The following is a 20394-nucleotide window of genomic DNA, read 5'->3' as shown; positions in this document are numbered from 1 at the left end:
TATTCCTCAAAAATCTGCCGACTTAGCTTATAGGGGAAACCAGCGACTGGGGTTTTTCAACAAACCCTGCGCGGCTGTCTGGCACAATTTCAATCAAGTTAATCTGAGTCGGCGTGATTTCAACAATACGGCCGTCATTTACTCCAAGATAATCACCTACTTTAACGCTCGCGACTGAACCATCAGGACGTTGTATTAACGCATATCGCTGACCTTCAGGTGAAACAACGACGCCGCGAAAGACCAGTTGTGACAATTCATATTGCTCAAGTGGCTCTTTTACTCTGGTAATGTCAGGACGAACACCATCGATAGAAGTGCTAGGACCTTGTGTATTGACCAGACTAGGTGGCAAAAATGGGCTACGCTGTGCACTGGCGCTATAGACAAAGTCTTCTACAAGCTCAGCTTTGGGCGGTGGATCGATGGGCTTTGCAGGCTTATTACGGATGTCCGTCATTGCCTGCTCTGCCATACCAATACGATCAGCACATCCTGTCATTGATAAAACAGCAACGCTTAAAGCCAGTAGCATAGGCAGTTTTTGAATAGTCATTAGTTGCCTCCTGCATTATCAGTAGTAGCGACCGTATCAACAGCTTCAGGATCAGCTTCTTTCGAGCGATACGTCTTTGTGTTCAGTACCAAATTAAGTTCTGGTAAGACATCTAAGGTTGGCTGTGGGTTGCTGACTTCGAAATCATGCATCGTAATGATTCGTGGTAGTGCTGCAAGACCACTGATAAAGCTACCAAACTGATGAAACTCACCTAAAGCTGCAATACGAATAGGCTGCTCAATAAAGAACTCATTCTCAATTTCAGGTTCTACAGAAATATCTTGGAAGCGTATATTGCTGCCAACACCTGTCATATTGATACCCTCTACCAACTCTGACACACGAGTATCTTTTGGTAACTGGTCCAATAAAGTATTGAACTCTGTTTCCATTTGAACAACTTGTGCTTTATAGGCTTCTAAATGACGCGCACGTGATTCTTTTTCACGGTAGCTCTCAAGCAGCGTATTTTGCTGGCTTTCAGCAGCAGTTATTTCATCAATTTTACTACTAATCGGTAGAGACCATGACAATGCTGCTATAAGCGTAATGATAAGACCAATTACCGTGACTTTTACGGGTAGCGGCCAGCTGCCGTAGTTGTCTGAATCTAACGATTCGAAACTGCGACGAAACTCCTGTAAATCAAACTGTTTCTGTGATTTCGAGGCAGTTTTTTTGGTTTTGATTAGGCTTTTTTTACGGCTAAGTTTCATAACTCACCTCCAGGCCCAGTACTGGCATCATCAGGTGCGGCGGTCTCCGACTGAACTTTAGTCGTTACCACAAACTGAACATAGCTGTCTTCAGGATAAACAGGACGAGAGCTCTCACCACTAGTGACTGTATTGTTAAGCACTGGTGCGGATTCATAAGCGCTAATATTCTGTTGAATGTTGCTCACTGCAGAATCACCCATCCACTTACTATTATCAAGATTTAGAATCAATCTTGACACAACATAAGGGTTATCAGCACGACCTGTTAAAGTAAGTGTGTCACCTTCACGTTTTAGATTGTTTAAATAAAGCGCAGGCGGCATAGCTTTAGCAAGATCGTCCCATAGACGTACAGGTACAGGACGTCGTCCTTGTAAGTCCTGAATAACCTGCATACGTGAGATGATATCTTCACGGCGCTGTTCTAAGCTATCAATTTCAACCAATGCCGTATCCAAAAGAACGTTTTCTTGTTCTATCAAGGCATTCGCATCACGCTGCTCAGCAAGTGCATTGTTAAAGTAGCTCCATGAAGCAAATGCAGCCAATAGGCTAAGCAAAATCACCGCAACTACCAACGTTATAAATTCTTTGTTGCGACGTTCGCGTTCTTCTTGTCGCCAGGGTAAGAGGTTAATACGAGCCATTAGTCGAAGCTCCTTAACGCAAGACCGCACGCGGCCATTAAGCTTGGTGCATCAATAGTTAATTGCTCATTATCAATATTTGGCGCAATAGTCATATTGGCAAAAGGATTAGCAATACTAACCGTCACACCCAGTTTTTGTTGTGCCATACCTGCAAGACCAGCGATAGAGCTGCTGCCACCAGCTAACACTACATGATCGATACTACTATATTGACTTGAGGAGAAATAAAACTGTAATGAGCGAGTGATTTGCTGAATGGTATTTTCCATAAAAGGAGTCAGCACATCGAGGTAGTAATCGTCAGGTAATGTACGCTCACGCTTACTAATCGCAGCCTCTTCAGCAGATAGTCCATAACGATTTTGTATCGCTTCTGTCAACTGAACACCACCAAACAACTGCTCACGACTGTATATGAATTCACCATTTTTAGCGACATATAGAGTCGTTTGATTATGCCCAATGTCAACCAATGCAACCAGTTCTGGGTTACTTGGTAAGTTATCTACCATAAGCCCAAAAGCACGTTCAATGGCGTGAGACTCGATATCCATAACCTTGGTTTTCAAGCCACCAAAGGTTAATGCGTCAACTCGTTGGTCAACATTTTCCGAGCGAGATGCGGCAAGTAGTACTTGCACCATCTCATCACTGGCCAAAGAAGGACCTAAAACTTCAAAGTCCAAGTTAACGTCTTCTAACGGATAAGGCACGTATTGATCAGCATCTAAACGTATTTGAGCTTCACGCTCAACATCGTTTAACGTGGTATCCATGTCAATGATTTTGGTAATCACAGCTGATCCTGAGACCGCAGTAGCAGCGTCAGCACCAGTAACATGGCAACGTTTAGCTAAGCTGGTAATCGTATTACCAACCGCTTCCGTATCTAAGAGAAGTTTATCGACGACTACACCTTCCGGCAGTCTCTCAATGCCATAAGATTTTAGATGAAACATGCCTTGTTGGCGCTGTATGTCAACCAACTTCACTGAAGTGGCACAGATATCCACACCAATCAAATGTTGACTTTTGGAAGTAAATAGCCTCACAAACTCTATACCTTATATTAAGTGTACAATCTGATAGTTATTTGTAATAATTGAATACAATACTTTACTTAATAGATAGATTCAAGCATTTAAATAAGTTATTCAGTCTAACTTACACATTTATTATGACCTGCCTATTTTGTTCAAGGTATAATACATTATCTGTTGCAAATTTTAATTGATAAGTCTTCTTATGATCAAAAAAAATGCTACCGCCCGACTCATTCATTTTTTGGTAGGGCTTTTTGTCGCCTGTTTAGCATTAGCCGTTATCTTAGCCCTTGCTGTGCCTATCGGTTTTTACGGTATGGCGATGTATTTATCGCCAACGTTGCCTAGCACTCAAGAGATTAAGACGGCGAAGTTAGAAATGCCACTACAAATATATAGTAGTGATGACAAACTAATTGGTCAGTATGGCAATCGCTTATCACTACCGATTACTTTTGAAGATATTCCTGAAGACCTTACTCATGCCTTTCTAGCAGCAGAAGATGCCTCTTTTTTTCAACATAGTGGTATTAGCATCAAAGGTTTAGGCCGTGCTGTAACTGAAGCAGTCACAGATGATAATAGTCAAACAGGTGGTTCTACCATCACGATGCAGGTTGCCAAAAACTACTTTTTAAGTTCAGAGCGCACCTTAAATCGTAAGTTAACTGAACTGTTCTTAGCGCGTAAGATTGAAGACGAGCTAAGCAAAAATGACATTCTGACACTTTATGTCAACAAAATCTATTTAGGTGAAGGTGCCTACGGTGTCCGTGCCGCTGCCAAAAAATATTATAGTAAATCACTAGATAATCTCACTATTGCTGAGACGGCAATGTTAGCTGGTCTGCCAAAAGCACCTTCTAAATACAACCCTGTGGCCAATCCTGAACGTGCATTAACTCGCCGTAACTGGATTATCGGGCGCATGCATGAGTTAGGTTATATTACTAAAGCACAGCGTGATGAAGCGATTGCCTCTCCTATTGGTATTAACCTTTATAAAGAGAAGCTGGACGTCAATATGCCCTATTTGGCAGAAATGACGCGCTCTACTTTAGTTCAACGCTACGGCAAACAAGTCATGCAAAGTGGTTGGCGTGTGCGTCTTACGGTTGATAGTAAAGCACAAACAGATGCGGAATCGGCAGTCCTCAAAGGTCTCGTTGCTTACGATCATCGCCATGGGTGGCGAGGTGCTGAAGCGAATGATGAACCGCTAGAAAACTTCCGTCGCTATAGCAATATGTCGCCCGCCAAAGTGACTAAGGTGAACTCTCGTAGTTTTGATGCCGTCATGCCTTCAGGTGAGAATGTAACCATTAATTGGTCAGGCATGCGCTGGGCAAGTAAATACATCTCTGCTAATCGTATTGGCTATGCTCCTAGCAATGCCAGCCAAATAGTCAATAAGAACGATATTATTCGCCTAATTCCAACTAGCAATGGTAATTGGCAGCTAGCGCAAGTGCCCAAAATCCAAAGCAGTCTAGTCTCATTGAACCCAGCGACTGGTGCCGTTAATGCTTTAGTTGGTGGCTTTGATTTTAATCATAGTAAGTTCAATAGAGCTTTACAAGGCTGGCGTCAACCAGGCTCCATCATTAAACCACTTGTCTATACAGCGGCTCTAGAAAAAGGCTATCGTCCTGATACTATTGTTTCAGATAGTCCTATTCAAGTCGGTGAATGGAAACCTAAAAACTCCGATCAACGCTTCTTGGGTGATATCACTCTACGCCGTGGCCTTTATTTGTCTCGTAACCTAGTATCTATTCGTCTATTACAAGCCATTGGTATCGCTGATACCCGTAACTTATTAGATCAGTTCGGCCTTGATAAAGAGAAGCTCCCAACCACTTTATCGTTAGCACTGGGTGCAGGGCAAGCAACACCCTTACAGATGGCGACTGCCTATGCAACTTTTGCCAATGGTGGCCATCGCGTACAACCCTATTTCATCGAACAAATTTATAATTATAGTAATAACCTATTATTTCAGGCGAACCCACAACAAGCATGTGCCAAATGCTTCAATAAAGATCTCGAAAAGCGTAATAAAGAGTCAATCGAAAATTATAATCAGTCGATTGAAGACGAGAGCAAAGCGGCCAACAGCGAAGTAATTGTTGCAGAACAAGATGTAGAAGATACTGAACAAAATGATAAAGCCATCGACTTAAGTGTCTATGATGCTAGCCCACAAGCCGATCGTTTAAAGGCACCTGCGGTTCAGTATGCATTGGCCAAACAAGCTCCTCGAATATTGAAACCAAGAGTTGCTTTTGATATGGCAGATATTTTACGTGATGTTGTTCAGCGTGGTACAGCAGTACGTGCAAAAGCACTAGGACGCGATGATATTGGCGGAAAAACAGGTACTACTAACGATGCTAAAGATGCTTGGTTTGCAGGCTTCCACCCTACCAATGCAACGGTTGTATGGATGGGCTTTGATCAACCAACGACTATGGGTCGTCACGAATACGGTGGTGTAGCAGCATTACCTGTTTGGATGGATTTTATGAGAGCCCAGCTTAAGGATACACCTCGTCAGTGGGTGCCTAATGATAAAGGTTTTACATCTACCAGACAAAAGAAAAAAACGGCAAGAACCAATAAGGCTGACGACAATACATCTGAGAAACCAGTTTCTACGCAAACACAACAGCGGACGCAATTGTCAGCTGAACCTGCTGCAGAATCAAATAACTCACAGACCTCAAGAACCGAAAGTCGCCGTAATAATGATGTCGTACCGCAAAATCCACTATCAGTAACGCCAGTTGAAACGCTTCCACCGATGCCAGAATAAACTATCTAAAATATTAACTGATGTTGAATATAAAAAAGCCTGTTTAGTATCTACTAAACAGGCTTTTTTATGTATGGAGGCTATAAAAATGTTGTTCCGCTTCACGAGACTTATGAGTTAGCTTTACTATCAACACCAAACTTATACCACCCTACTGGTAGATTTGCTAAAACTCAACCATTCCAGCACGAAGCTGTTCAATCAGCTCTAAAAACTGCTGACGCCATTCGCGTATTGTCGATTCATCTGGTAACCATTGGTTCGATAAAGTAACCACATTGACAATAAGATCCGATGACTGCTTCGTATCGTTACTTAATTGTTCATCAACGACTGTATCTGGTGGTACCGCATAAAGACAGCGCTGATAAGCACGCTCTATATTGGCCAAAAACCCTTGCTGCTGTAGCTGTTGCAGACGCTGAATCTCAGGAGATACTTGCGTACTTTCACTCAAGGCTTGTTCGATATCTGATAATGTTGGTGCTGGCATATTCAAATTATAGAAATAACCAAGCTCTTGAGTAAATGCAAGAAAAGCACCGTATAGATGAAAAATAGCAGTCTCACAATGTGCTTGATACAACTGCTTATCATTGGTACTTCCTGCTGATTGGCAAAAGAGACGGCAAAAATAAAGTTTTTGATTGGTTCGATCAGCTTGATACTTGGCAACACGGGTTTTACCTGCCATTTTCTACTTATCCTTATATTAATCATAAATATGACCAGTTAGCACATTCATAAATTATGATATGAATTTTTGAGTGTCCTGCTGTTTTAAGTGTACTACTAACTGGAACAACCTTGCTAGAAAGTATATCAGCTAAAAAATAGCGGCGCTATATTAAGACTTATTAGCTGACCAGATATAGCCTTAGACGAATTATTCTCATTGCCTTACTTATCTATAAACGTAAAAAAGCCAGCAACTTAGGCTGGCTTTTTTATTAAGTTAAGAATGAATCAAAGATGTCTAATACTATTAGTTATCTTGGTTCAGCTCTTGTGCAAAAGCTTCATCAAAGCTAGCAAAGTCTTTACTATCAGTGCTAGCAGTCATGTCAAATGCTGCATTAAGATCTTTATCTTGTAGCTTTTGATCTGCTTTTTCTTTACGTGCTTTATGATAAGCAAGACCAGTACCTGCAGGAATCAAGCGACCAACAACGACGTTTTCTTTCAGGCCACGCAACTCATCCACTTTACCAGTAACGGCAGCCGCAGTTAGTACACGTGTCGTTTCCTGGAATGACGCAGCTGAGATAAAGCTTTCTGTTGCCAGACTTGCTTTAGTGATACCCAGTAATTGACGCTCAAACTGTACTGGGAATTTATCTTCCGCTTCCAGTTTTTCATTCAATGCTTTGATATCAGCATACTCTGCTTGATCACCTTTAAAGTGGTTTGAATCGCCGCCGTCAGTGATTTCAACTTTACGCAACATCTGGCGAATGATAACTTCGATGTGCTTATCGTTGATTTTTACACCCTGCAGACGATAAACGTCCTGTACTTCGTTAACGATATAATCAGCAAGGGCAGTTTGTCCTTTCAGACGCAAGATATCGTGTGGATTTTGTGGACCATCAGCGATAACTTCACCACGTGCTACTGTCTCGTTTTCAAAGACGTTGATTTGACGCCATTTCGGGATTAGCTCTTCATGAATCTCACCATCTTCATTGGTGATGATGAAACGATTCTTACCTTTGGTCTCTTTACCAAAGCTTACGACACCTGTCATTTCTGCCATGATCGCATGATCTTTTGGACGACGTGCTTCGAATAGATCGGCAACACGTGGTAGACCACCAGTAATATCTTTAGTACCTGATGATGCCTGTGGTACACGACCTAGGATCGAACCAGCTGCTACTTTTTCACCATCGCTAACGCGAATGATGGTTTCAGCAGGTAGGAAGTAAACTACTTCTTTACCTTCATCAGTATTCAAGATAATAGCAGGACGTAAGTCTTTTGCTGAGCTTGAACGGTCACGAGTAGCTAGAATCTCAAATGAGCTCATACCAGTCGCATCATCAACTTTCACTGTTGCAGTCATACCATCAGTAATGTCACTGAAGCGTGCTGTACCAGCAAATTCTGTGATAATTGGATGCGTGTGCGGATCCCATTTAGCGATGGTCTGACCGCCTTCAACCTGATCTTCGTGTTTCACAAGAACGCTAGAACCGTAAGGTACTTTATAACGTTCACGCTCACGGCCAAGATCATCAGTCAATGCAATTTCAGCTGAACGCGATACGATAACCAAATGGCCATCAGTATGTTGAACTGTTTTCATGTTTTCGAAATGCGCTTGACCAGCATTACGTACAGAGATGCTATTGTCCACAGATGCAGAGCTTGCAGCCCCACCCACGTGGAAAGTACGCATGGTTAACTGAGTACCAGGCTCACCGATAGACTGTGCAGCCATAACACCAACTGACTCGCCGATGTTCACTTTATGACCACGAGCCAAATCACGGCCATAGCACTGTGAACAAACACCGTGCTCAACATTACAGGTAATAACTGAACGTACCCAGATATCATCGATAGCGTTTTCGTCAAGCACATTTACCCAATGCTCATCGATCAACGTACCTGCTGGAATCAATACTTTATCAGCATCATCGTTATAATTCACATCACGTGCAGTGACACGACCAAGTACTAGCTCACCCAACTTCTCAATGATTTCGCCACCTTGAATATGTGGTTTCATGAGCAAGCCTTGCTCAGTACCACAGTCATCAGTGGTGATAACTAAATCTTGTGCCACATCAACCAAACGACGAGTCAGGTAACCTGAGTTAGCCGTTTTCAATGCCGTATCCGCTAGACCTTTACGTGCACCGTGAGTTGAGATGAAATACTGTAGTACGGTCAAACCTTCACGGAAGTTAGCTTTAATTGGGGTTTCGATGATTGAGCCATCTGGCTTAGCCATCAAACCACGCATACCAGCCAACTGACGAATCTGTGCCGCACTACCACGAGCACCAGAATCTGACATGATAAAGATAGAGTTGAACGATTTTTGCTCTTCTTCTTCACCTTTGGCATTCAAGATCTTATCTGTTGCCAAGTTATCCATCATCGCCTTAGCGACTTTGTCATTGGTACGTGACCAGATATCAACTACTTTGTTATAACGCTCACCAGCAGTCACAAAGCCTTGCTCGAATTGATCTTCGATTTCGCGAACTTCGCCTTCTGCCACTTCGATGATTTGCTTTTTAAGTGGTGGAATGACCATATCGTCAATACCGATAGATACGCCTGATAGTGTCGCTTGAGCAAAACCAAGATACATCAATTGGTCAGCAAACATAACACTTTCTTTGACGCCTACTTTACGGTAGCAAGAGTTGATCAAACGAGAGATATTTTTCTTCGTCATTTCTTGGTTACATTCATCAAACGTCATACCTTTAGGCATGATGTTCCAGATAAGTAAACGACCAGCAACCGTATCTTTAATACTGATTTCTTTGGTTTGGTTACCTTCTTCATCAATATGCGTCTCAGTGACACGTACTTTGATTTTAGCGTTTACATGTAGATCGTTTGAACCAATCGCACGCAATGCTTCATTAACGGTAGCAAAAACCATGCTCTCGCCTTTGGCATTGATAGACGAGCGACTGATGTAGTACAAGCCCAATACAACATCCTGTGATGGTACGATGATTGGATCACCGTTCGCAGGTGACAAGATGTTGTTGGTAGACATCATTAGCGCACGTGATTCTAACTGTGCTTCTAGCGTCAATGGCACGTGAACGGCCATTTGGTCACCATCAAAATCGGCGTTAAACGCGGTACAAACGAGCGGATGCAATTGGATTGCTTTACCTTCGATTAGTACTGGCTCAAATGCCTGTAGACCCAAACGGTGAAGTGTTGGTGCACGGTTAAGAAGCACTGGATGCTCACGGATAACCATGGCCAGCATATCCCACACTTGTGGCTCTTCACGCTCTACCATCTTTTTGGCAGCTTTAATCGTCGTTGCTAAACCATGAGACAATAGTTTGTTATAAGTAAATGGCTTGAACAGTTCAAGTGCCATTTTCTTCGGTAGACCACACTGATGTAGACGTAGTGTTGGACCTACAACGATAACTGAACGACCAGAGTAATCGACACGCTTACCAAGTAAGTTTTGACGGAAACGACCTTGCTTACCTTTGATCATATCAGCCAAAGATTTCAATGGACGCTTGTTACTACCAGTAATGGCACGACCGCGACGACCGTTATCAAGCAACGCATCAACTGACTCTTGCAACATACGTTTTTCGTTACGTACGATGATATCAGGTGCACTAAGCTCAAGCAGACGCTTTAGACGGTTGTTACGGTTGATGACGCGACGGTACAAATCGTTTAGATCCGAAGTCGCAAAACGGCCGCCTTCTAGTGGTACTAGTGGGCGCAAATCTGGTGGCAGTACTGGTAAAATGTTCATTACCATCCACTCAGGCTTGTTATTAGAATCACGGAATGCTTCTAATAGCTTAAGACGCTTAGACATCTTTTTAAGCTTAGTTTCAGAACCTGTTTGCGGAATCGCTTCACGTAGCTCATCAATCTCGATATCTAAATCGATATCTTTTAATAAGTCTTGAACCGCTTCAGCACCCATTTTAGCAGTGAACTCATCACCAAACTCTTCAAGGGCTTTAAAGTAATCTTCATCATCAAGCAACTGATATCTTTCTAAGCTAGTTAAACCAGGCTCAGTCACGATATAGCTTTCAAAATATAGAACGCGTTCGATATCACGTAGCGTCATGTCTAACAATAGACCGATGCGGCTTGGTAATGATTTTAGGAACCAAATATGCGCAACTGGGCTAGCCAAGTCGATGTGGCCCATACGGTCACGACGAACTTTAGCAGTCGTAACTTCTACGCCACATTTTTCACAGATAACGCCTTGGAACTTACGGCGCTTGTACTTACCACATAAGCACTCAAAATCTTTTACTGGGCCAAAGATTTTGGCACAAAAAAGACCATCACGTTCAGGCTTGAACGTGCGATAGTTAATAGTTTCAGGCTTTTTCACTTCGCCATGTGACCATGACTTGATGACGTCAGGTGAGGCTAAAGTAATTTGAATGCTATCAAACTCTTGGTTACCGTTGCCGGTAGGGCTTTGCATGATATCGAGTAAATCTTTCAAGTTGCTTCTCCGTTATCTTTATAATCATCTGATAGCGTATAGTTGACGCAAATAAGATGAATGAAGGCAATGAATAGGGTTGAGACAAATCACTAAAAGCAGCAGCTATGCGCGTACTGCTTTTAGATTGACCACTAAGGATAATAATTAACTGAAGCTATGTTAAAGGTAGCCTCAGCCAGCCGTGCTTAATGGGTTTGCTTTAACTCAATATTAATACCCAATGATTTGATTTCTTTGGTCAGTACGTTGAACGATTCAGGCATACCTGGATCCATATACTGCTCACCATCAACGATGTTTTTATACATACGTGTACGGCCTTCAACGTCATCCGACTTCACAGTCAGCATTTCCTGCAACGTGTAAGTCGCGCCATAAGCTTCTAGTGCCCAGACTTCCATCTCACCGAAGCGCTGACCACCAAACTGAGCTTTACCGCCCAATGGCTGCTGCGTAACTAGTGAGTAAGAACCGGTAGAACGTGCATGCATTTTGTCATCAACCAAATGGTTAAGTTTGAGCATGTACATATAACCAACGGTCACTTTACGGTCAAACTTCTGACCAGTACGACCATCATACAATGTCTGCTGACCATCACGGTCCATACCAGCAAGCTCTAGCAAGTCTTTGACTTGGCTCTCTCTTGCACCATCAAACACTGCAGTACCCATTGGTACACCGCCGCGTAAGTTGTCTGATAATGCCATGATGTCATCATCACTCAAGCTATCAAGATCAACTTGCTCGCCGCCTACTTGGTTATAAATTTTGTCTAAGAAACCACGTAGTTCTTTGATCGCTGCTTGAGATTTGAGCATACCATCGATTTTCTCGCCCAAACCTTTGGCTGCCATACCCAAATGCGTCTCTAGAACCTGACCGATGTTCATACGAGATGGTACACCAAGTGGGTTCAATACGATGTCAACGGTATTACCATTTTCATCATAAGGCATATCTTCGACTGGCATGATGCGTGATACCACACCTTTGTTACCATGACGACCAGCCATTTTATCACCAGGCTGAATACGACGCTTAACCGCTAGATAAACTTTAACGATTTTTTGGACACCATGTTGTAAATCATCACCAGCGGTCAATTTGCGTTTTTTCTCAGCAAACTTAACATCGATATCTTTTTGCTTATCAACTAAGTATTCAGCGATTTGCGTTAGACGTTCAGAGATTTCTTCTTCAACTGGCTGAATGTCAAGCAAGGTCTCAAGGCTCATATCTTTCATATCAGCCAATGCCATAACCGTACCGGCTTTTAGACCAGAACCACCACTGACTTTTTGGCCATCTAATAGATTACCAATACGACCACGTGCTGCTTCTTCAAAGATACGTAGCTCTTCTTTTAAATCTTTGCGATAGCTATCAAGCTGTGATTTTTCAATCGCTTTTGCACGTGCATCTTTCTCGACACCATCACGAGTAAAGACTTGTACGTCGATAACCGTACCTTTGCTTGATGTAGGAACACGTAAAGACGTGTCTTTTACATCAGCTGCTTTTTCACCAAAGATAGCCCGGAGCAATTTCTCTTCTGGCGTTAGTTGCGTTTCACCTTTTGGCGTCACTTTACCAACTAGGATATCACCAGCGTCAACTTCAGCACCAATATAGACGATACCTGCTTCGTCAAGGCTTGATAGTGCTGCTTCACCAACGTTTGGAATATCAGCAGTAATCTCTTCTGTACCTAGCTTGGTATCACGTGCCACACACGTCAATTCTTGAATATGAATGGTGGTGAAACGATCTTCTTTAACCACTTTCTCAGATAACAAGATCGAATCTTCGAAGTTGTAACCATTCCATGGCATAAATGCGATGCGAATGTTCTGACCTAGTGCTAGCTCACCAAGATCCGTTGACGGACCATCAGCCAAGATATCACCCAAAGCAATCTCATCGCCTTGGTTAACGATGATACGTTGGTTGATACAAGTGTTTTGGTTAGAGCGCGTGTATTTAACTAAGTTATAAATATCGATACCCGCTTCACCAGCAGTCATCTCGTCTTCGTTTACACGAACAACGATACGTGATGCATCAACATCTTCAATCACACCGCCACGCTTAGCGATCACACAAACACCAGAATCACGAGCAACATAGCGCTCCATGCCAGTACCTACTAACGGCTTATCAGCACGTAGCGTAGGAACAGCCTGACGCTGCATGTTCGAGCCCATCAAGGCACGGTTAGCATCATCATGCTCTAGGAACGGAATCAAACCTGCTGCTACCGATACTACCTGACTTGGCGACACATCCATATGCGTCACTTTTTCTGGCGGCATACGGACGAATTCACCATAGCTACGGACACTGACCATCTCGTCACTTAGTGCACCATCTTCAGTCAATGGTGAGTCAGCCTGTGCAATGACCGTACCAACTTCTTCAATGGCTGATAGATATTCAATGATATCCGTTACTTTACCGTCAACCACACGGCGATATGGCGTTTCTAAGAAGCCAAAGCTGTTGGTTTTAGCAAATGTTGCCAATGAGTTGATAAGACCAATGTTTGGACCTTCAGGAGTCTCAATCGGGCATACACGGCCATAATGGGTATCATGTACGTCACGTACTTCAAAGCCTGCACGTTCACGAGTTAGACCACCGGGTCCTAGTGCTGATACACGGCGTTTATGGGTAACTTCAGACAACGGGTTGTTCTGATCCATAAACTGTGACAACTGGCTTGAACCAAAGAATTCTTTAACCGCAGCCGCTACTGGCTTTGAGTTAATCAAATCTTGTGGTGACAAGTTATCAGATTCTGCTGAGCTCAAACGTTCTTTAACTGCACGCTCTACACGTACTAGACCAACACGGAACTGGTTTTCTGCCATTTCGCCTACAGAACGAATACGACGGTTACCTAAGTGATCGATATCATCGACTTCACCGCGACCGTTACGAATCTCAATCAGCTCTTTTAATACGTTCACGATATCAGCATTGGTCAGGACACTACGTGCACGCTGAATGTCTGGATCATCTGTATTATCAAAATCTAACCCTAGACGACGGTTAAACTTCATGCGGCCAACGTTTGACAAGTCATAACGATCTGCATTGAAGAACATGCTTTCGAACAGTTTTTCAGCAGTTTCGACCGTTGGAGGCTCACCTGGACGCATTACTTTATAGATTTCGATCAATGCTTCTTCACGGCTTGACGTGCTATCAGCACGTAGCGTGTCAGCAATATAACTACCCTGATCGATATCATTGGTAAATAGAATGCTGAATTCTTTGATAGATTCGCTGGCTTCAAATGCACTCAATTTAACCAATAATTCATGGTCAATTAAGGTGTTAGCACGAGCGATAACTTCATCATTAACCACGATATCTTCAGCTAAGATACGCTCATATAAGTATTCATCAGGTACAGCAATCTTCGTCATACCAGCTTCTTCTAGCTGACGGATACGACGTGCATTGATACGTTTGCCCTGCTCTACAATGACGTCACCTTCAGGCGACACGATATCAAACTGAGCCATCTCACCGCGCAAGCGATCAGCAACCAGATCAATCTCAAACGTCTCTTCGCCTTTATACACAGCTACTTTATCAAAGAAAAGATCTAAGATTTCAGAAGTGGTCAGACCTAGAGCACGTAGAATGATTGAAGCAAGTAGCTTACGACGACGGTCAATACGAGCAAATACTAAATCTTTTGCATCAAATTCAAAATCTAACCATGAACCACGATAAGGAATGATACGTGCGTTATAAAGCACTTTACCACTTGAATGTGACTTACCTTTATCATGGTCAAAGAATACACCAGGTGAACGATGTAGCTGTGATACGATAACACGCTCTGTACCATTGATAATAAAGGTACCGTTAGCCGTCATTAATGGCATTTCGCCCATATAGACGCTTTGCTCACGGATATCTTTGATCGCAGCTTTGCTGTCTTTATCTTTGCTATCTTTGTCTTTGATGATCAAACGGATTTTGACACGCATCGGCGCAGCAAATGTTGAACCACGTAAGATACACTCACGCTCATCAAATTCAGGCGTGCCTAAATAGTACTCAACAAATTGTAACTCAGCATTACCAGAGTGACTCTCAATTGGGAAAATAGAGGAATACGCAGCTTGCAAACCAGTATTCTCACGAGCTTTTGGCTTTTTGTGCTCTTGCAAAAATTGCTCGTAAGAATCTACTTGAATAGACAATAAGTAGGGAATGTCCATCACAGTGGGCAATTCAGCAAAACTTTTGCGAATACGCTTTTTTTCAGTATAAGAATATGCCATCGAGAGTCCTTACAGTAAACGTGGAAACAAATTAAAATCGAGGCCAGGATGCATAGATATTATGTATCTTGGCGACGTAAACGATAATATAAAACGGGTGTTCGTGTTCAGTTCATGTCTTTTGGTCAACTACTACTTTACTAATCAATGCTTATTTAGCACACTTCATTCAATCTTGGAATTGGTGTCTAGGTCAGTCTATATGCCTACTCAAACTGACAATTTCAATATCATATAATCTACAATACATTGCCCTTATGGCTCAATTTACAAATACACTTAAAATATCTTGTACTGCGGTTTAAAATTCATCATCAAAACTGTTATCGTCGCTGATATATACCGTCTACGAGCCTACATACTGACAGTAAAATCATTCTATATGGATAACCTAAGATCAATAGCTTTTCAGAAATAACAATAATCGGGGTAACTATAACTTTCAGAATCAGTATAAACTATAGTGTTAATAGGAAAGCATGCAGACACAAAAAAATGCCAAACATCTACGGACGTTTAGCTCATATTAACTGATTTTAATAACTGGCATGTGTGCTTGCATGTATATCGTCTGTCCTTTTGATGGGTATCCACCGTGTTGTTGCATACGTATGTTGGCAGACACAAAAGGTCAAGCTACGAATTATAGTAAAAAAAAGCTGGCAATGCAAGGCATTACCAGCTTTTTTTCGTACAGCTGTTAAACTTATTTTAGTTCAACAGTTGCGCCAGCTTCTTCAAGTTTCTTTTTCAACTCTTCAGCTTCAGCTTTGTTAACGCCTTCTTTGATTGGAGCTGGAGCGCTTTCAACCAAATCTTTCGCTTCTTTCAGGCCAAGACCAGTAGCTTCACGTACGGCTTTAATTACGCCAACTTTCTTCTCGCCAAAGCTGGCAAGAACTACGTCAAACTCGTCTTTTTCTTCAGCAGCAGCAGCAGCAGGGCCAGCAGCAGCAGGTGCAGCAGCAACAGCAGCTGTTACGCCGAATTTTTCTTCCATAGCGCTGATTAATTCAACGATATCCATTACTGACATTTCAGCGATTGCGTTTAACACATCATCTTTAGATAGTGCCATGAGAACTCTCCGTTATCTGATAAAAATTAATTGATTTTAATATCGCTTGGATTGCTTGCCAAATTTTCAAATAGTGTTGGCAATAAAGTGCAATCAACGATGTCAAAGTTACGTTAAAACAAGCAATTAAGCAGCTTCTTTTGCGTCTTTGATTGCTGCGACAGTGCGAACGAACTTGCCAGGAACTGCGTTCATAGTCTGGACAAGCTTGGTCACTGGTGCATTCATAGTAGCCATCAAGATAGAGAGTGCTTCGTCGCGAGTTGGTAGCTTCGATACGCGCTCTAGCTCTTCTGGACCATAAACAACACCACCAACTGATACCAATTTGGTCTCTAAAGCTTTGTTTTCTTTACTGAAGTCGAAAACGACTCTAGCAGCAGAACCCAAGTCTTCCATAGAGAAAGCCAAAAGTAGTGGACCAGTCATACGGTCTGACATGCTCTCAAACTTAGTGCCTTCAAAAGCGCGTCTTGCTAGTGTATTTTTTACCACTTTCAAAACAACGCCTTTTTCACGGGCTTGTTCGCGTAGCTTAGTAAGCTTTGCAACACCAATACCATGATATTCGGCAGCTACTGCTGAGTAAGCATTAGCAGCAACTTCAGACACTTCAGCCACAACTTGTTGTTTTTGCTCTAGCGTTAATGCCATAAGTTGACTCCTTTAATCTTATCAATCTACTCAGTATTTTAATTCTTAAAAACCGAAATTTTCAATTATTAAACGACTAAATTAGACTGACTTGATACGACACGTTACTTCTAAACTCTATAGCAATAGATTTTATTAGTAACGACTGATTACGGCACCGTTATCAGAATGACATCAAGTGATAGATTGAACTATCGGCTCTTATCAACAACTGGGTGGATCACCGTCTGCGTAGGACAACTGAGATTTTCATCTGTAGCCGATTAAAAAAAGCAGCTTGTTATCATATGTAACCATTCGAAAATTGCTATCTATGACGCTAAACCACTCTCTACCTACGGTCTTAGACAGCGTAGCATGTGCTACGCTGACCTAATTTTTTAGAATTTGTTTGTACTCATTATTCAAAATATTTGAAGAGTGAATACTTAATTATTTAGCAGTGCGATAAGGAACAGCATCAATAGTGATACCTGGACCCATAGTGCTAGACAAGGTGATTTTCTTAATGAAAGTACCTTTAGAAGTAGCAGGCTTAGCACGTTTTAGATCTGTGATTAGTGCTTCAGCATTTTGAATAACTTGCTCAGCAGTGAAACCAACTTGACCAATAGTAGTATGAATAATACCTGCTTTGTCTACACGATACTGTGCTTGACCAGCTTTAGCATTTTTCACAGCTTCAGCAACGTTTGGCGTTACTGTACCAACTTTTGGGTTAGGCATTAGGCCACGTGGACCTAGGATAGTACCTAATTGACCAACAACACGCATTGCATCAGGAGCAGCAATAACGATATCAAAGTCCATGTTACCGGCTTTGATTGATTCTGCTAGGTCTTCAAAACCAACGATGTCAGCACCAGCTTCTTTAGCGGCTTCAGCAGCAGCGCCTTGAGCGAATACAGCAACGCGTTTGGTTTTACCAGTACCAGCAGGTAGGTTGGTAGCGCCACGAACTACTTGATCAGATTTACGTGGGTCAACGCCCAAGTTTACTGCGATATCAATAGACTCTTTGAATTTTAGCGCAGGCAAATCATTTAAGATTTGAACGGCTTCTTCCATAGTGTATTGTTTTTCGTTATCAACACGGCTTTGAATTTCTTTTTGACGTTTGGTTAGCTTGCTCATTTACACACCCTCCACGGTAATACCCATTGAACGTGCAGTACCAGCGATGGTACGAACAGCAGCGTCAAGGTCAGCTGCAGTTAGATCTTTATCTTTGGTCTTAACGATTTCTTCTAACTGTGCACGGTCAACTTTACCGACTTTAGCAGTGTTAGGTGTACCTGAACCTTTAGCAACACCAGCAGCCTTACGTAGTAAGTATGAAGCTGGTGGTGACTTCATGATGAAGGTAAAAGACTTATCGCTGTATACAGTGATCTCAGTAGGAATCGGTAGACCCGGCTCTTGGTTTGAGGTCGCAGCGTTAAATTCTTTACAGAACGCCATGATGTTCACGCCTTTTTGGCCCAATGCTGGACCAATCGGTGGTGAAGGATTTGCTTTGCCTGCAGGCACTTGCAGTTTGATGTAACCATCAATCTTCTTAGCCATGATACTCTCCTAAATGGGTAATAACGCTAAATCAATATGCTATATAAGCTTATTAACTAAAAGCTCCCCGGTTGATGAATTTGTGTGGGTTTAGTCTAGCTTCTCAACTTTACTAAACTCAAGCTCAACCTGAGTCGGTCGATTAAATACGTTTACGGTCAAATGTAGTTTAGACTTTTCGTAATCGACTTTTTCCACCATACCTTTAAAGTCAGTGAACGGACCGTCGATAACCAATAACTCTTCGCCCGGCTCAAACAATGTTTTAGGACGTGGATCAGTTTCAGTCTGATTCAAACGATTTAAGATGCGATCTGCTTCTACTTGCGTAATCGGCGCTGGTGTTTCAGGCGTACCGCCAATGAAACCCATAATACGTGGACACTCTTTAACGATGTGCCAAGTATTGTCATTCATTTCCATTTGGATCAAAACATATCCTGGAAAGAATTTACGCTCACTCTTACGCTTTTTGCCGTCTTTCATTTCGACGACTTCTTCAGTAGGAACCAATACGTCACCGAATGATTCAGCGAAGTCACTACGATTGATACGATCAGTTAATGAACGCTGTACTTGCTTTTCATATCCTGAAAACGCTTGGACAATATACCAACGCATGTCACGCTCCTAATCGTTATAAGTAAAATGTTGAGTTACAATATTTAAGTTAGAGCGAATCGTAATACACGATAGTGTGCTCAACTTCAAACATTTAACCGATAAATATGCCAACGAACCAATTGAAAAAATTATCTAACAGCCAAACAAAAAGCCCAGCAATACCAATCACGACAATAACTTGCCATGTGTATTGAAAGGTTTCGTCTTTACCTGGCCATGTTACTCGGCGTAGCTCAACAGCGGCATCTTTTAATAATATTTTAAAAGCGCGGCCTTGATGCGTTAATGCCAAGCATACTAATGCAAATACAATAAGAGCGACAATGATACTAATACGTACCCAAACATCATTGGCAGGTTGCCAATAGCCAGGTAAATACTGGTTGACCAGAGTCGCGCTAATTAAAACTGCTGCAGCAAGTAGCCACAAGATCAAATCTTTGATTGAGCCAGTCTTAGCAACTTCAACAGCAGAAGTATTGACCGCTGAGATGTGCTTATCTTTAGACAGCATTCCACCAGCAACCGCCTTGGCATCAGATAACTTAGTCTCGAGGTTATCTTGATTATTGCTCATAAAGAACTCGCTTCGGAGATGGTGGGGTACAACAAAGATGTGATAAGAAGATGGCAGGCGATGTAGGACTCGAACCTACAACCCTCGGTTTTGGAGACCGATGCTCTACCAATTGAGCCAATCGCCTATGGGTGTAAAGGACAGCATTATACAATATTGAGCATAAAATGCAAGCCTTTAGCGGTAAAATTGTTGCTTTTACCTAGTTTGCTCTTATTCAGCATACCTACTCCATTAACCGACCATTTAATTAGGCTGATAATGTGAGTAGCTGATAAGAAGCTGCGTTAATATATCAAGCTATACTGCAGATTACAATAGTCTAGAATAGAAATAAATTAATTCTGTATGCAATCGATCGATTTTATCTAGAATTTCAATTCTGTAATGAGTATGTCTATATATAGCTAAACCCATAACTTTTCTTTAGTTATAAACCCCCATAAAAAAAGCCGTTCTCAATAAAGAGAACGGCTTTTGACTAACGCGTTAAATACTAGGGTCAGTATTAAACGTTTACGTTAGCAACAACACCAGCGCCTACAGTACGGCCGCCTTCACGAATAGCGAAGCGAAGACCTTTGTCCATAGCGATTGGG

General features: G+C 42.1%; 14 protein-coding genes, 1 tRNA gene and 1 pseudogene. 1 reads left to right on the top strand and 15 read right to left on the bottom strand.

Annotated elements, in window-relative coordinates; genetic code table 11:
- Positions 1-22: 22 nt before the first annotated feature.
- Genes I6E84_RS11670 through I6E84_RS11655 form a run of 4 tightly spaced genes read right to left on the bottom strand, consistent with a single transcriptional unit; the run spans position 23 to position 2980 of the window.
- A complete protein-coding gene (locus I6E84_RS11670; RefSeq protein ID WP_110924105.1) occupies positions 23-556 on the bottom strand; it encodes a pilus assembly protein PilP in 534 nt (177 codons plus the stop codon).
- Positions 556-1275, bottom strand: coding sequence for a type 4a pilus biogenesis protein PilO (locus I6E84_RS11665; protein ID WP_197218137.1), 720 nt, complete (start codon positions 1273-1275; stop codon positions 556-558). Before I6E84_RS11665 ends, I6E84_RS11670 begins: the two co-directional genes overlap by 1 nt.
- Complete coding sequence (locus tag I6E84_RS11660) at positions 1272-1925, bottom strand: PilN domain-containing protein (RefSeq protein ID WP_197102256.1); 654 nt, start codon at positions 1923-1925, stop codon at positions 1272-1274. Before I6E84_RS11660 ends, I6E84_RS11665 begins: the two co-directional genes overlap by 4 nt.
- On the bottom strand, positions 1925-2980 hold the full coding sequence (locus I6E84_RS11655; RefSeq protein WP_110924108.1) for a pilus assembly protein PilM: 1056 nt from the start codon (positions 2978-2980) through the stop codon (positions 1925-1927). The genes I6E84_RS11660 and I6E84_RS11655 overlap by 1 nt, the downstream gene beginning before the upstream one ends.
- Positions 2981-3173: 193 nt before the next feature.
- Here I6E84_RS11655 and I6E84_RS11650 point away from each other — a divergent pair, with 193 nt between their 5' ends.
- A complete protein-coding gene (locus tag I6E84_RS11650) occupies positions 3174-5786 on the top strand; it encodes a penicillin-binding protein 1A (protein ID WP_197218135.1) in 2613 nt (870 codons plus the stop codon).
- Between the two features lie 166 nt (positions 5787-5952).
- Here I6E84_RS11650 and I6E84_RS11645 read toward each other — a convergent pair whose 3' ends face one another.
- The 11 genes and pseudogenes from I6E84_RS11645 to I6E84_RS11595 form a co-directional block, all read right to left on the bottom strand.
- Positions 5953-6480, bottom strand: coding sequence for a DUF6586 family protein (locus I6E84_RS11645; protein ID WP_197218134.1), 528 nt, complete (start codon positions 6478-6480; stop codon positions 5953-5955).
- Between the two features lie 291 nt (positions 6481-6771).
- Entirely contained in the window at positions 6772-10989 is a 4218-nt protein-coding gene (rpoC, locus tag I6E84_RS11640) for a DNA-directed RNA polymerase subunit beta' (protein WP_110924111.1), read from the bottom strand.
- Positions 10990-11177: 188 nt separating this feature from the next.
- Positions 11178-15296, bottom strand: a complete 4119-nt coding sequence (gene rpoB, locus I6E84_RS11635; protein ID WP_197102260.1) for a DNA-directed RNA polymerase subunit beta — start codon at positions 15294-15296, stop codon at positions 11178-11180.
- A 706-nt stretch (positions 15297-16002) separates the two neighbouring features.
- The gene (rplL, locus tag I6E84_RS11630; protein ID WP_011514491.1) at positions 16003-16374 is read right to left on the bottom strand and encodes a 50S ribosomal protein L7/L12; all 372 of its coding nucleotides are present in this window, start codon (positions 16372-16374) and stop codon (positions 16003-16005) included.
- Between the two features lie 126 nt (positions 16375-16500).
- Positions 16501-17028: a 50S ribosomal protein L10 gene (gene rplJ, locus I6E84_RS11625; RefSeq protein WP_110924113.1), complete on the bottom strand. Its 528-nt coding sequence runs from the start codon at positions 17026-17028 to the stop codon at positions 16501-16503.
- Positions 17029-17460: 432 nt separating this feature from the next.
- On the bottom strand, positions 17461-18162 hold the full coding sequence (rplA, locus tag I6E84_RS11620) for a 50S ribosomal protein L1 (protein WP_110924114.1): 702 nt from the start codon (positions 18160-18162) through the stop codon (positions 17461-17463).
- Positions 18163-18594, bottom strand: coding sequence for a 50S ribosomal protein L11 (rplK, locus tag I6E84_RS11615; RefSeq protein WP_110924115.1), 432 nt, complete (start codon positions 18592-18594; stop codon positions 18163-18165). It lies immediately after the preceding gene.
- Positions 18595-18684: 90 nt separating this feature from the next.
- Entirely contained in the window at positions 18685-19215 is a 531-nt protein-coding gene (gene nusG / locus I6E84_RS11610) for a transcription termination/antitermination protein NusG (protein ID WP_110924116.1), read from the bottom strand.
- A gap of 94 nt (positions 19216-19309) precedes the next feature.
- Entirely contained in the window at positions 19310-19795 is a 486-nt protein-coding gene (gene secE, locus I6E84_RS11605; protein WP_110924117.1) for a preprotein translocase subunit SecE, read from the bottom strand.
- A 51-nt stretch (positions 19796-19846) separates the two neighbouring features.
- Positions 19847-19922: transfer RNA gene (locus I6E84_RS11600), tRNA-Trp, on the bottom strand.
- Positions 19923-20303: 381 nt separating this feature from the next.
- Positions 20304-20394 (bottom strand): annotated as a pseudogene (locus I6E84_RS11595) (elongation factor Tu); the annotation flags it as partial.

Source organism: Psychrobacter sp. SCQQ22 (assembly GCF_015864605.1).
Taxonomy (GTDB): Bacteria; Pseudomonadota; Gammaproteobacteria; order Pseudomonadales; family Moraxellaceae; genus Psychrobacter; species Psychrobacter fozii.
This window is presented reverse-complemented; position numbering and strand designations above follow the sequence as displayed.

Excerpts from the sequence above, each read along its gene's own strand:
- I6E84_RS11670 (WP_110924105.1), bottom strand. The coding sequence starts at position 556 with ATGACTATTCAAAAACTGCCTATGCTACTGGCTTTAAGCGTTGCTGTT.
- I6E84_RS11665 (WP_197218137.1), bottom strand. The coding sequence starts at position 1,275 with ATGAAACTTAGCCGTAAAAAAAGCCTAATCAAAACCAAAAAAACTGCC.
- I6E84_RS11660 (WP_197102256.1), bottom strand. The coding sequence starts at position 1,925 with ATGGCTCGTATTAACCTCTTACCCTGGCGACAAGAAGAACGCGAACGT.
- I6E84_RS11650 (WP_197218135.1), top strand. The coding sequence starts at position 3,174 with ATGATCAAAAAAAATGCTACCGCCCGACTCATTCATTTTTTGGTAGGG.
- I6E84_RS11645 (WP_197218134.1), bottom strand. The coding sequence starts at position 6,480 with ATGGCAGGTAAAACCCGTGTTGCCAAGTATCAAGCTGATCGAACCAAT.
- rpoB (WP_197102260.1), bottom strand. The coding sequence starts at position 15,296 with ATGGCATATTCTTATACTGAAAAAAAGCGTATTCGCAAAAGTTTTGCT.
- rplL (WP_011514491.1), bottom strand. The coding sequence starts at position 16,374 with ATGGCACTATCTAAAGATGATGTGTTAAACGCAATCGCTGAAATGTCA.
- rplJ (WP_110924113.1), bottom strand. The coding sequence starts at position 17,028 with ATGGCATTAACGCTAGAGCAAAAACAACAAGTTGTGGCTGAAGTGTCT.
- rplA (WP_110924114.1), bottom strand. The coding sequence starts at position 18,162 with ATGAGCAAGCTAACCAAACGTCAAAAAGAAATTCAAAGCCGTGTTGAT.
- rplK (WP_110924115.1), bottom strand. The coding sequence starts at position 18,594 with ATGGCTAAGAAGATTGATGGTTACATCAAACTGCAAGTGCCTGCAGGC.
- nusG (WP_110924116.1), bottom strand. The coding sequence starts at position 19,215 with ATGCGTTGGTATATTGTCCAAGCGTTTTCAGGATATGAAAAGCAAGTA.
- secE (WP_110924117.1), bottom strand. The coding sequence starts at position 19,795 with ATGAGCAATAATCAAGATAACCTCGAGACTAAGTTATCTGATGCCAAG.